The 13,116-nt window shown below is 64.0% G+C and carries 12 protein-coding genes and 1 pseudogene; 5 read left to right on the top strand and 8 right to left on the bottom strand.

The features are described from left to right. Positions 1–31: 31 nt before the first annotated feature. Positions 32–655, bottom strand: a complete 624-nt coding sequence (locus tag QMZ05_RS28295; protein WP_353703743.1) for a 2-hydroxychromene-2-carboxylate isomerase — start codon at positions 653–655, stop codon at positions 32–34. A 275-nt stretch (positions 656–930) separates the two neighbouring features. On the opposite strand from QMZ05_RS28295, the gene QMZ05_RS28290 reads away from it, so the two are divergent. The 5 genes from QMZ05_RS28290 (at position 931) to QMZ05_RS28270 (ending at position 3,535) form a co-directional block, all read left to right on the top strand. Beyond that, positions 931–1,302 (top strand): AtpZ/AtpI family protein, encoded by a 372-nt coding sequence (locus tag QMZ05_RS28290; protein ID WP_279709385.1) that lies wholly within the window; start codon positions 931–933, stop codon positions 1,300–1,302. 72 nt (positions 1,303–1,374) lie between these two features. After that, positions 1,375–2,124, top strand: a complete 750-nt coding sequence (locus QMZ05_RS28285) for a F0F1 ATP synthase subunit A (protein ID WP_074129613.1) — start codon at positions 1,375–1,377, stop codon at positions 2,122–2,124. A 55-nt stretch (positions 2,125–2,179) separates the two neighbouring features. Next, on the top strand, positions 2,180–2,410 hold the full coding sequence (locus tag QMZ05_RS28280) for a F0F1 ATP synthase subunit C (RefSeq protein WP_016847054.1): 231 nt from the start codon (positions 2,180–2,182) through the stop codon (positions 2,408–2,410). A 69-nt stretch (positions 2,411–2,479) separates the two neighbouring features. Then, positions 2,480–3,046: a F0F1 ATP synthase subunit B gene (locus tag QMZ05_RS28275; protein WP_353703742.1), complete on the top strand. Its 567-nt coding sequence runs from the start codon at positions 2,480–2,482 to the stop codon at positions 3,044–3,046. A 3-nt stretch (positions 3,047–3,049) separates the two neighbouring features. Continuing rightward, the gene (locus tag QMZ05_RS28270; RefSeq protein WP_074129611.1) at positions 3,050–3,535 is read left to right on the top strand and encodes an ATP F0F1 synthase subunit B; all 486 of its coding nucleotides are present in this window, start codon (positions 3,050–3,052) and stop codon (positions 3,533–3,535) included. 151 nt (positions 3,536–3,686) lie between these two features. Here QMZ05_RS28270 and QMZ05_RS28265 read toward each other — a convergent pair whose 3' ends face one another. The 7 genes and pseudogenes from QMZ05_RS28265 to QMZ05_RS28235 form a co-directional block, all read right to left on the bottom strand. Continuing rightward, on the bottom strand, positions 3,687–4,334 hold the full coding sequence (locus QMZ05_RS28265; RefSeq protein ID WP_353703741.1) for a hypothetical protein: 648 nt from the start codon (positions 4,332–4,334) through the stop codon (positions 3,687–3,689). 147 nt (positions 4,335–4,481) lie between these two features. Further along, positions 4,482–5,069 (bottom strand): GNAT family protein, encoded by a 588-nt coding sequence (locus QMZ05_RS28260; protein WP_021076543.1) that lies wholly within the window; start codon positions 5,067–5,069, stop codon positions 4,482–4,484. Between the two features lie 162 nt (positions 5,070–5,231). Beyond that, entirely contained in the window at positions 5,232–6,521 is a 1,290-nt protein-coding gene (locus QMZ05_RS28255) for a pitrilysin family protein (protein WP_353703740.1), read from the bottom strand. After that, positions 6,521–7,936, bottom strand: a complete 1,416-nt coding sequence (gene thrC, locus QMZ05_RS28250) for a threonine synthase (protein WP_353703739.1) — start codon at positions 7,934–7,936, stop codon at positions 6,521–6,523. The genes QMZ05_RS28255 and thrC overlap by 1 nt, the downstream gene beginning before the upstream one ends. A 309-nt stretch (positions 7,937–8,245) precedes the next feature. Beyond that, positions 8,246–8,653, bottom strand: a pseudogene (locus QMZ05_RS28245) (glutathione S-transferase C-terminal domain-containing protein); the annotation flags it as partial. A gap of 1,034 nt (positions 8,654–9,687) precedes the next feature. Next, on the bottom strand, positions 9,688–10,305 hold the full coding sequence (locus QMZ05_RS28240) for a GNAT family N-acetyltransferase (protein ID WP_353703738.1): 618 nt from the start codon (positions 10,303–10,305) through the stop codon (positions 9,688–9,690). Positions 10,306–10,597: 292 nt separating this feature from the next. Further along, the gene (locus tag QMZ05_RS28235; protein ID WP_353703737.1) at positions 10,598–13,042 is read right to left on the bottom strand and encodes a penicillin acylase family protein; all 2,445 of its coding nucleotides are present in this window, start codon (positions 13,040–13,042) and stop codon (positions 10,598–10,600) included. Between the last annotated feature and the right edge of the window lie 74 nt (positions 13,043–13,116).

Below are 13,116 nucleotides of genomic sequence, written 5' to 3'. Positions count from 1 at the left end.
GGCTTGCTCCGCCTCAACCTGATTCCTGCCCCTACACCACAGAGCTATAGGGCTTGCGGCCTGACTTCAACGCGTCCTCGAGCAATTCGATCCGGTCCTGGCCCCAGAACACTTCGCCATCGAGCACATATCCCGGGGAGCCGAACACGCCGGCGTCCAATGCATTCTGCCGATTCTGCTCATAGGCCGCGCTGATCGCCTCCGTGCCCGAGCGCTCCACCAGCTGCCGGCCCGGCAGACCTGCATCGTCGGCGAGCTTCACCAGCGTTGCCGGATCGGCAAGGTTGAGCTCAAGCTCCCAGACTGCCGGATAGGCACGTTGCAGAAACGGCTCGGGGTCGAGCCCGGCTTCGAGCATCGCGATCACGACGCCATCGGCAAGGCGCCCGTTAAACGGCCAGTTAGCCGGTTGCAGGTGAAAAGTCAGTCCGCGCTTGTCGCGCCAGCGCTGCAGCTCGATCAACCGATAGCGCTGCCGCACCGGATGGCGCTTGGCGAGCGGCAGCCCGCCGGTCTCCGAGAACAGATCGACCAGCAGCACGGGCCGGTAATTTACGTTGAGATCGTAAGTGCTTACGAGCCGAGCGAAGGGCTTGTGGCCGATATAGGCCCAGGGCGATTGCAGCGAGAAGTAGTAGTCGATTTGGCGCGGCATGCGGAACCTTGACTGCGCGAGGGATGAGGACTTTCGGTGATCCCAGCAGAGCGGGAAAAGCCACGCAACATCGCTTCAAAGCATACAAGCTGTTGCACTGCGAACACTGCGTCACTCTGACCTTGAATATCTCCAAATAAAACCAGCAGAATCAAAGCAATAACTGGTTACGACGCAATCTTGACTTGATTAGACGCCGTAAGTATGGTCCGCGCGGCTTTTGACGGGGACGGGCGCAATTTCCATCATCCGCGGCATCGGTTAGTGTTTGCAGCATGGCTGAGAACACCAACCACGGCGCAGATGGAAGTCGCGATCAATCGCCTCCTGACGAAGCTGCGCTTTCCGCAAGGCTCGGAAGTCTCGATCATCGGTTGTCAGAAATTCGCGACAGCCGCAGGAGCAAGACTGATCAATCCGGTACTGAAAGCGGGGACAGTGCCGCCAGAGCTTCGGCGATGGCGCTCGGTTTTCGTCTTTCCTCGGAGCTGATCGCGGGCGTTGCCGTCGGGGCGGCGATTGGCTGGGGGTTCGACCGTTTGCTGTCGACGTCGCCATTCGGCTTCATCGTGTTAACGCTGCTCGGCTTCGTCGCCGGGGTGGTCAACGTGGTGAGGTCCGCGGGCGTGGCCTCGGGCAAGCGCTGAGCGCTGGCGGGAAGTCACGACATTTGAAATTCGATAACCGGCGACACGGCCGGTGGACCAAGAGCCGCGCGGATGAAAATCGACCCGATCCATCAGTTCAATATCGAGCCCCTCTTCACGCTCGGCCACATCGGCAATCACACGATCGCCTTCACCAATTCGTCGCTCTACATGTTCATCGCGGTGCTCTTGATTGCGCTGCTGATGCTGGCGAGCGGCCGGGACCTGGTTCCCGGACGGCTGCAGTCGGTCGCCGAGATCTCCTACGAGTTCGTCGCCACCACGATTCGCAGCACGGCCGGCTCGGAAGGCATGAAGTTCTTCCCGCTGATCTTCTCGATCTTCATGTTCCTCTGCGTCTCGAACCTCGTCGGTGTGATCCCCTACACCTTCACGATCTCGAGCCACCTGATCGTGACCGCAGCCCTTGCGCTGCTGGTGTTCTTCACCGTCCTGTTCTACGGCCTTTACAAGAACGGTCTGAAATTCTTCAAGATCTTCGTCCCCTCCGGCGTTCCGATCTACATCCTGCCGCTGGTCATGTTCATCGAGGTCCTGTCGTTCTTCCTGCGGCCGGTCTCGCACAGCGTTCGTCTGTTCGCCAACATGCTGGCCGGCCACATCGCGCTCAAGGTGTTCGCGGGCTTCGTCGCGATGCTCGGCTTCTCGCTGGGCGCGCTCGGCTGGGTCGGCGGCGTGCTGCCGCTGGCGCTCACGATTGCGCTGTACGCCCTCGAACTGCTGGTCGCGTTCCTGCAGGCCTACGTGTTCGCGATCCTGACCTGCATCTACCTCAACGACGCCATTCATCCGGGACACTAAGCGGTCCGGGGAATCTCCACCCACCAATCTGTCTATCTTTCTCAAGGAGCTACAAATGGAACCGGCAGCAGCAAAACTTATCGGCGCGGGCATCGCGTGCATCGGCATGGGCGGTGCGGGCGTCGGCGTGGGCATCATCTTCGGCAACTACCTCGCCGCTGCGGTGCGTAACCCCTCGGCCGCTCAGGGCCAGTTCGGCAACCTGATCTTCGGCTTCGCCGTGACCGAAGCGCTCGGCATCTTCTCGCTGCTGATCGCGCTGCTTCTGCTGTTCGTTCCGCTCTGAGCGGCACTTCCTTCGCGCCGCCCAAGGATCATTCCAGGGCGGCGCGCATGACAGCAACAGGAGAACACCATGGCTGAGAGTCATGGCGAGGCAAAAGGCCAGGCGGCCGGCGCCCACACCGAGACCGATGGCGGACATCACGGCGGAGCCTTTCCGCCGTTCGATTCCTCCAACTTCGCCTCGCAGCTGGTGTCGCTGGCGATTGCATTTGTCGCGCTCTATCTGATCGTGTCGCGTATCGCACTGCCGCGCGTCGGCGGGACGATCGACAAACGCCAGAACAAGATCGAGGGCGATCTGGCCGAGGCGCAGAGGCTGAAGGACGAGTCCGACGCGGCGCTGAAGGCCTATGAAACCGAGCTGGCGAATGCGCGTGCCAACGCGCAGGCGATCGGCAACGAGACCCGCGAGAAGCTGAACGCGGCCTCGGAAGCCGAGCGCAAGGCGCTGGAAGAGAAACTGGCGGCCAAGCTCGCCGACGCCGAGAAGCAGATCGCAACGACGAGGACCAACGCCATGAGCAACGTCCGCGGCATCGCGGCGGATGCGGCCGGCGCCATCGTCCAGCAACTCGCCGGCGTCACGCCGGACGCGAATGCGGTCAACAGCGCCGTCGACGCGTCGCTGAAGGGATAGACGATGTTTTACGAACCGGAAACCTGGGTTGCGATTGCCTTCGTCATTCTGCTGGTCGTGTTCGGCTACCTCGGCGTCCATCGCACCCTGCTGACGGCGCTCGATCATCGTGCCGAGCGCATCAAGGCCGAGCTGGAGGACGCCCGCCGTCTGAAGGACGAGGCCAACAAGCTGCTCGGCGAGTACAAGGCGCGCCGCGCCAGCGCGGAGCGCGAGGCCCAGGACATCATCTCCAACGCCAAGGCCGAGGCCGAGCGGATCGCGGCTGAAGCCAAGACCAAGATGGAAGATTTTGTCGCCCGGCGGACCAAGACCGCCGAGAGCAAGATCGCCCAGGCCGAGGCCCAAGCCGTGGCCGATGTCCGCGCCGCCGCGGCCAACGCCGCCGTGACCGCCGCTTCGACCATCCTGTCGCAGTCGGTCAAGGGCTCGGTTGCCGACGACCTCGTCGGCAAGGGCATCGCCGAAGTCCGCTCCAAGCTGAACTGACGCGAGCACAACTGCTTCCAAAAAAAGGCCGGCGCGAGATTATCGCGCCGGCCTTTTTCTTTGTTCAAATCTGCCCCGCGCCGCGCGGGGTGCTTTCTTGACGTCTTCTCCAAGCGAACCGGCACCCGGTTCGCTGGAAAACGCTCTGCTGCTACTTCTTCTTGTGCGGCGCGCGCGGCTTCGGTTCCGGCTTCAGGGCCTGCGGGTCGAAGCCGATATAGAAGATGTAATTGTCGTTGTCGGCCGGTGACGGCGCCGGATAGACGACATCCTCGGCGACCAGGCTGAACGGCACGCTGCCGCTGTCGTCCATCTGCACCGTGGTCGTGTAGGCCTTGGTCGCAATGGTCTTCTCGCCGACGCCACCCAGCACCACGGCGACGCGCAGCGGCACCTGAACGGTCGGCGGAGCGCCCTGGGGACCGACGATGATCCGCCCCTGGATCCCGATCTTGGCGGTGATCACGCCGCCATTCAGGTTGCACTGCCGCGCCGTGCGCGTGATCGAGGCCAGGAACTTGACGTCGTTGCCGACCGCCTCCTTGCCGTCCACGGCCACCGAATAGGTCGAGGCCCCGGAGCGGATTTGCACCGGCGGGCAGGTCAGCTCGGCGTCGGCGTCGTTCAATTGCTGCGGCGCCGCGGGTGTCGCCGGCTTCGAATCCGACGAACCACCACCGAACAGGCTCTTGAAGCGGTCGCTCAGCGACTGCGCCGAGCTGGCCTCCGGCAGCAGGGTGGCACCGAGACCGATCGATACCGCCGCCGCGAGCGCGAACCTGATCACCCTGTCACCCATCGATATCCTCAAATCTCCAAACCGAGTTCCCGTTTCGCGGGCGTTATAGCAAGCCAATGGCGGCGAACCCAAGGCATGTGAAGGGCATGTAACAAGGCATCTGGAAGGCGCCGGGCGGCACCGGCCATCAGCCGGCAGGCTTGCGATTCAGCCGCGGAAATCCTCGTGCAACAGGCCGAACAGCAAATGGTCCTGCCAGATCCCGTTGATGCAGAGATAGCGCCGCGCCAGGCCCTCGCGGGTGAAGCCGCACTTCTCCAGCACGCGGATCGACGACGCATTGGACGGGATGCAGGCCGCCTCGATGCGATGCAGATTGAGCTCGCCGAACAGCGAGGGCAGCAGCACCCGCAGCGCCGTCGTCATGTAGCCGCGATGGGCATGCGGCAGGCCGACCCAATAGCCGATCGTGCCGGCCTGCACGATGCCGCGGCGGACATTGGCGAGCGTGATCCCGCCGATCATCACCCCGTCCGATTCGCGGAAGATGATGAACGGATAGGAGCGGTCGGCAGCGATATCCTCGCTGTAGCGGCGCAGCCTGCGGCGGAAGCCGGCGCGGGTCAGGTCGTCGGAGGGCCAGATCGGCTCCCATGGCGTGAGATAGGCGCGGCTGAACTCGCGCAATTGCGCCCATTGCGGGAAATCCGACATTTGCGGCGCACGCAGCAACAGCCCGTGACCGCGCGGCATCAGTGCGGCGGGTCCACCAGACGGCAAACGAAACAGGGCCATGGCCCAACACTCCCCCGCTCACTTCCCCTCGCCCCGCCCTTGCGGGGAGAGGGTCGGGGTGAGGGGCTGCTTCCACGAGCGAGCCGATTGTCGGGGACCTGTACCCCTCACCCGGATTGCTTCGCAACCCGACCTCTCCCCGCAGGCGGGGAGAGGTAACTTCTAATGCAGCAGCGTCTTTGCCTTCGACTTCGTCAATCCTTCCGCAAAAGACACCGCCGTGTCCAGACCCCTTCCGCTGCCGAGGGCAACAACGGCGGGCCGGCTGCGCGACAGCAGCGCGCGGGCGGCGTTGCGGCTCGATTCGACGCTGACCGCATCGATCCGTGCCACCAGCTCTTCCACCGTCTGCGGCCGGCCATAGGCTAGCACATGGCGTGCCAGCTGTTCGGCCCGGGATGAACAGCTTTCCAGCGCCATCAACAGCCCGGCCTTCATCTGCGCCTTGGCACGCGCGACCTCGGCCTCGGTCAGGGTCTCCACGGCGTCATTGATGACGTCGACGATGACTTCCATCATCTCCGGCGCGTCGGCGGGATCGGTCCCGGTGTAAAGGCCGAAGAAGCCGGTGTCGGTGTAGGGGGCGTGGAAGGTGTAGATCGAGTAGCACAGCCCGCGCTTCTCGCGCACCTCCTGGAACAGCCGCGACGACATCCCGCCACCCAGCGTGTTGGTGAAGACCTGCAGCGAGAACAGCGACGGGTCGGTCTGCGGCACGCCTTCCAGCGCCAGCGTCAGATGCGCCTGCTCGAGATCGCGATGCACCACCTTCGAGCCGCCCTTGCCGAACATCGCCGGCTGCGGCTTCGGCGCCGGCGTCGAGTCGAAGCTCGCGAATTTCTGCGCGACGTCCTCGACGACCCGCTTGTGATCGACGGCGCCGGCGGCGGCCACCACCATGTCCGGGGCGCGGTAATGCGTCGAGAGATAGCCGCGCAGCGTGTCGCGGTTGAAGGCCTTGAGCGTCTTGGCGGTGCCGAGCAGCGAGCGCCCCATCGGCTGGTCCGGATAGCAGAGCTCGTTGAGATGCTCGAACACGACATCGTCGGGCGTATCCTGCGCCGCGCCGATCTCCTGCACGATCACGCTCTTCTCGCGCTCGAGCTCGTCCGGCACGAAGGACGGATTGGCGAGGATGTCGGAGAGCACGTCGAGCGCCAGCGGCACGTCGGCCTTCATCACCCGCGCATAATAGGCCGTGGTCTCGGTCGAGGTGCCGGCATTGAGGTCGCCGCCGACCGCCTCGATCTCCTCGACGATCTCGCGCGAGGAGCGCCGCGCGGTGCCCTTGAACGCCATGTGTTCCAAGAGATGCGAGATGCCGTGCTCGTTCGGCTTCTCGTCGCGGCCGCCGACCCCGGCCCAAACCCCAAGCGCCGCGGTTTCCAGATGCGGCATGGTGTCGGTGACGACGGTCAGGCCGCTCGGCAGCTTGGTGATCTCAACGCTCATCAGGCAACTCCCTGCTTGGCGGCACGGCTGACCGACAGCACGAAGCGCTCGACCTCGGCGGCATCATTCTTCATGACCGTCATGTGCTCGGATTTCGTCATCAACCCGCCGAGCCAGGCCGGCAGCTGCGGACGCACGCCGCAGGCGGCCTCGACCGCGTCGGGGAATTTGGCCGCATGCGCGGTCGACAGCACAATGTTCGGGATCTTGGAGTCCGAGGTGTCGCGGTCGGCGACCGCGAGCGCCACCGCGGTGTGGGGATCGACCAGATCGCCGGCCTCGCGCCAGGCGGCGCGGATCGCCGCCGCCGTCTCGGTCTCGTCGGCACGTCCGGCGTCGAAATCGCGGCGCACCGCGGCCAGCGTCGCATCGGGGAGTACGAAGCGGCCGGACTGCTTCAGCGAGGCCATCAGGCGGCGGACCTGATCGGCGTCGCGGCCGCTCGCCTCGAACAGCAGCCGCTCGAAATTCGAGGACACCTGGATGTCCATCGACGGCGACGCCGTGGCGTGAACCTCGCGCACCTCGTAATTGCCGGTCTTCAGCGTGCGCGGCAGGATGTCGTTGACGTTGGCGGCGATGCGCAGCCAGCGGATCGGCAGCCCCATGCGCTTGGCCACGTAGCCCGCGAAGATGTCGCCGAAATTGCCGGTCGGCACCGTGAAATCCACCGTGCGCTGCGGCGCGCCGAGCGCCACCGCCGAGGTGAAATAATAGACCACCTGCGCCACGATGCGCGCCCAGTTGATCGAGTTGACGCCGGACAGCGCCACCGCGTCACGGAAGCGATGGTTGTTGAACATCTCCTTCACCAGCGCCTGGCAATCGTCGAACGTGCCTTCGATCGCGAGTGCGTGGACGTTGGCAGCGCCGGTCGTCGTCATCATGCGGCGCTGCACCTCGGAGATGCGCCCGTTCGGGAACAGCACCACGAGATCGACATTGTCGAGATTGGCAAACGCCTCGACCGCGGCGCCGCCGGTATCGCCCGAGGTTGCGACCACGATGGTGGTGCGCTGCGCGCGCTTGGCGAGCACGTGATCCATCAGCCGCGAGATCAGCTGCATCGCGACGTCCTTGAACGCCAGCGTCGGCCCGTGGAACAGCTCGAGCAGGAACTGGTTCGGCCCGGCCTGGTCGAGCGGCACCACCGCGGGGTGGCGGAACGTGGCATAGGCCTCGTTGGCCATGCGGCCGAGTTCGGCATCGGAAATCTCGCCGGCGGCGAACGGCTTGATGATCTCGACCGCGACCTCCCAATAGGGACGGCCGAAGAAGCCGGCGATGGTCTCGTGCGACAGCTGTGGCCAGGTCTCGGGCACGTAGAGCCCGCCGTCGCGGGCAAGCCCGGTCAGCATCACATCGCAGAAGCCAAGCACCGGGGCCTCACCCCTGGTCGAAATATACCGCGTCAAACCGCCCTCCAAAGGCTTCGATCCGAGCCTTAAGCCTTTGATATCATGGATTTATCGAGTTCGCCGCATGCGAACCGGATCAAATCACCATAGAAGATCGGATCGGCAATGGGTAGCCCGAAGCACGCGCCTCGGGGGCGGGTGCGGTGTGGTGCGGTCGGCAACTGGTCGCCGCCCGCGCCACATACACCACCGTCGTCCTGGGAAAGCCAGGACGACACTGAGTTTGCTGCATGACATTCCTTCGTCATTCCGGGGCGGCCCGAAGCGAGAGCCCGGAATGACACTAGAGAGAGATCACGATACGCCCTACCCTTTCGGCGGCGCCAGCGGCTGCACGATTTCCTGGAACGGCGGCAGCGCCTCGCAGCGCGTGGCGTGCGCTTGCAGCGCCGGATAGCGCGCATCGAACAGATGCGGATGCGCCTCGCCGGTGAAGCGCAGTGCGCAGGCCACCGCGACGTCGGCGTGACCGATGCGATCACCCAGCCAATATAGCGACGCAACCGCGCCCCGCTCCTGCTCCAGCACCGCGAGCACACCTGAAATCTGCGCCTCGCAACGCTCGACCCAGAGCTTCAGCTGCTCCTTGCGCAGCACGCGCTCATAGACGAGGCTCACCGCCTTGTCGGCGAGCCCGGTCGCCAGCGCCGTGATGCGCAGATGCCTGCGCCGCTCGGCCCCCGATCGCGCGATCATCGCCTTTTCCGGCCCGACCTCCGCGTCATCGCCAAGCTTCATCCCCCTTGGCGGATCACTGTAGGTATACCAACGAGACCTATGCCGGATTGTACCCACCTTGATCCAAAGATTTAGCCCCTTGGCAATTCGATGCATGTAGTCGAGGACTTCAGCCTGATCCGATTTTCGGATGTGATATAGGTCATCCAATAGAAGAAATGCTGGACCATCTGCCAGTTCTGTCATTTGCTGAAACAGCGCCTTATATCTCATGATGTTTCGATGCAGAACTTCGATCTTGCGAGAAGTGTACTCTTGCTGCGTCTGAGATAACTGCGTGTCTTTCTCCGTGGCTTTTCTGCTGCCTTCTACGGATGCGACCGGCGCTTTTACACTTGCCGTTAGAGCAGTCTGCAACTCAGATCCAACTTCGCCCTTTCGCAAAGTTTGGACCTTCGCGTCGTCCGCGGCAAAGAGGACCGCGTTGAGCTCTCCGATCATGGCACCAAGTTCAGAGGAGATTTCGGCGGTCTTGCTACGAGAGAATCCCTTCTTCGACGGCGAAGCACCAAACAACTTCTTCCAGAACGAAGTCCGGTTGGACGGATGTATCGCAGCTGTATCCATCCAAATTTTGAATTCATTGAGTGTTTTGATCAATACACTGAGCAGAACATCCGGATAGCTATGTCCCTTGAACTCTTCGAGATCGACGTAAGCAATTGGACTTCGATTGATCGTTAAATCCGCTGTCACCTTTGCCAGCAAGCTGGATTTGCCCGAGCCTCTGCGACCAAAAATAATGTGGTGACGTTTATTCTTTGCCCGAGCCAAGGTGCCGGGAGCAGGCTCAATGAAATACTTCACACCCTCCTTAGTCGAACGCGTTGACTCTTCAACGATTCGGGACAGGTTTTCGACCTTTGTACCTTCAAGGACGCTCATCAGGCTTAGATTCCCGGTGCGAACTACCAAAAGGGCCGACTCGCCCTTCAATATTCAAATATCTACAATTGATGTTGCCTTCTAGCCGCACCTTAGGTTGCTAGCAAGTACGCAGTTGGTCGCGACTAGAGTCCAGGACGACGCAGGCCGCCCCCGATCACCGGCACATGTCGCGCCGCGTCGCGCGGCAGTTCGCCATTGAGCCTCGGATCATCCGCCACCTCGATCTGCCGCTTGAACGCGCGGAAGCCGGAGCGCTGGTAGAACGCGACGGCGGAGGGATGATCGAAGGTGCAGGTGTGGACCCAGACGCGGCCGACGTCGCGCGACCAGGCAATCTCCAGTGCGCGGTTCATCAGGAAGCGCGCGGCGCCGGTGCCGATGAATTTTGCGGTGACGCCGAAATAGAGCAGCTGGCATTCGCCACCCACGCTGAAATCGAGCTCGAGCAGGCCTTCATCCCGGCTATCCGCGACCAGCCCGTAGAGCTCGACGCCGGGCGCGTGAATCCGCGAGGCGAGATCGGCGTCGTCGAGCCCGGTGCGGGTGAACCACAGCCAGTCCTCGCCGACGCGGCGGTAGAGATCGCGGTACCAGTCGAGCGCCGGCGGATCGACCTTGCGCAGGCGCCACGCGCCGGGCGGATCGTCGCGCAGCGGCGGGCGCGCTGTCATTTCCAGATGTGTGACGACGGCGGCGACCCTGCCGTGGGGGATGTCGGAGTAACCGTCGGGCAGCAGCATTAGGCGACCTTTGTTTCAGCGTTGTCGGCCGGAGATATCCGCAGGTCGCGGCAGATGCAATGTTACGCGCGATGTAGGAGCTGCAGGAAAAACAGGCGAGATAGTGCGCGATGCGCGCCACTTCTTCGGTGTCGTCCCTGCGGAAGCAGGGACCCATAACCACAGGGTCCTGTTGTCGCGACGGCTGTGGCCCCAGCATCGCAATAGAATTGGTATTCGTGGTTATGGGTCCCGGCTTTCGCCGGGACGACGGTGGAGTTTGTGGCACGGCCGGTGAGACGTGCGCGCCCCCTCACCGCGGCGTCAGCGTGATCGCCTCCGCGGTTGCGGCTTCCACCGCCGGCCGGCTGTAGAGCAGCGGCACATACTGGCCCGTCGCCCACAGCGGGGCGAGGTCGCGGTAGTGGCCGCTGAAGGGATTGCCGGACTGGCCTGGCGTGTTGATGGTGCGGCTCGCATCCCAATTGCCGACATCGAGCACCATGCGGAACGAGGCACCGGAGATCAGATGATAGTCGGAACGCCGATAAGTGGCGGCCCGCGGTACGTTGGCGGCGCCGCCGAACGCGAGCGGACCGACCTGCATCTGTGACGCGGTTGCCTTGTCGGCGAGCGGCATCAGCGCGTGATCGAACCTGGCGACATGCAGGCGGCCCCAGCGCCACATGGACGCATCGCTCCCGAGCTTGTCGGTGACATCGGCGACGGCCGCGCCGAGGCTGTCGCGCAGCACGCGGTCGCGCTCCGCTGCCGGATCGCTGCCGAGCGCGGCGTCCGGCTTTTCGAGATAGGCCACAATGGCGGAAATGCTGGAGGCTTCCGGCGCGATCAGCTCGGCCGCCTTCGGCGCCGTGCTCTTCAGCAGCACCGGTCCGAGATGGTTTGCGATCCACACCTCATAGACAGCGGCCGCGGCGCTGTCCTCGGTGTCGCGCGCATCCCATGCATTGAGCAGATCGAGGCCTTTCTTGACATTGGCATCATCAGACGTAAGCGGCCTCACGAGCGCAACAAGCCGCCGCGCGAGCATGCCGGTGTCGTCGTTCTGCAGCGCCATCGCGTCGGCCAGCGTCACCTTGCTGTTCTTCTCCAGCACCTCGGTGATGCGCTGCCAGCGCGCGCTGTCGGCCCATTCGAAGCCGATCCGGCGTTCGCCCACCGGATAGTCCGCCGGCAGGTTCATCTGATTGGCGGTGGCGATGAAGCCTTGCTTCGGCTGATACAGTTTCGGCAATTCGTCGAGCGACAGGAAACCCTGCCACTCGTAGCGCCCGTCGCCGGGCACCGGCATCAGCCCATCGAAGCTGATGCGGCGCGGCGTCTTGCCGGCGGCAACCCAACCGATATTGCCTGACGTGTCGGCATAGACCTGGTTCTCCGACGGCGCACCCCAGCGCCGCATCGCGCCGAGGAAGCCGTTCCACGACTTCGCGGTCATGTAGTCGGAGGAACCGAAATAGGCCGAGGTGCCCGGCTCGAACCAGATCGAGCGCACGGCGAAGGCATGCTTCTTGTCGGCATCGACAAAGATCACCGGGCCGTGGCGGGTGAACTTCAGCTCGAGGTCGCGGTCGGCCTCGCCCTTCACCGCCTCCTTCTCATGCACGATCCGCATGTCCTCCCAGCCCGTGCCGTAGCGGTACTGGTTCGGATTGTCGGGGTTAAGCTCGTAGACGTAGAGGTCTTCCTGGTCGACGTTGAAGATGGTGAGGCCGAAGGCGATGGTGTCGTTGTGGCCGATCGAGATGCCCGGCAGCGCCGGCTCGCCGGCGCCGATCACGGAGATGCCGGGCGCGTTGAGGCCGACGATGTAGCGCAGCGACGGCACCGAATGCTCGCGATGCGGATCGTTGGCGAGGATCGGCCGGCCCGTCGCGGTGCGCGATGCCGCGATCACCCAGTTGTTGGAGCCGATCGTGTCGCGCTGCTGATCGGCCTCGGCGAGGTAGGTGTCGGGATCGTGCGCCAGCGCCGCCTTCTGGTCCTTCGGGGCGGCGAACTTCACCGGGCGGGTGGCAAGGTCATAGGCCGCGAGCACGCCCTTCGGCACGCTGCAGGGATCGAGCCCGTCGGGGATCTTGGTGGTCCATTCCGGCTCCAGCTTGACGCGGAAGCGATCGGCATCGAGGCCCGCGGCGCAGGCCACCAGCGAACGCTTGACCTCGGAGGCGACGTTGCGCGTCAGGCCATGGCTGCGGACGCGCACGACATCCTCCGCCGACCACAAATCCGGCTTCGTGCCCGCGATCCGAAACTCGATCGGCAGCGGATGCTTGCCCGCGTTGACGTCGGCGACATAGGCGTTGACGCCGGCGACGAACGCCTCGGCATAGGATTTCGCCTTCGGGCCATAGGCGGCCCATTCCGCATTCATGTCGCCGCGATAGAGGAACAGGCGCAGCGCCTTGTCCTGCTCGGCATAGGCCGGGCCAAAGTCCTGCGCCAGCAGGCCGAGCCCGCGCTTGCGCCAGAGATCGATCTGCCAGAGCCGGTCGCGCGCGGCGTTGAAGCCCTGCAGGAAGAACAGGTCGTGCTCGTTGCCGGCATAGATGTGCGGGATGCCCCAGACATCGACCAGGATCTGGCCCGGCGCCTTCAGCCCGGCGACGTCGGTCTTGACCTCGCGCGCCGCGACGAGCGGGCTCGGCTTCTCGCGCGCGATGGCTGATGAGGTGAGCAGCGCCGCGCAGATCGCGGCGGAGAGTAGTCTGGTGACGCGGTTGAGATCCGTGTTCATGTTGTTTCACTCCGATGGTTGTTATTGGTTGGGAGTCTGCGTCCGCGGCGACGGTGTACTCCCTCTCCCGCTTG

This window comes from Bradyrhizobium sp. INPA03-11B (assembly GCF_040446015.1).
GTDB classification, from domain to species: Bacteria; Pseudomonadota; Alphaproteobacteria; order Rhizobiales; family Xanthobacteraceae; genus Bradyrhizobium; species Bradyrhizobium macuxiense_A.
The sequence above is the reverse complement of the archived record's forward strand: the minus strand, read 5'-3'. Positions and strand labels throughout refer to the sequence as shown.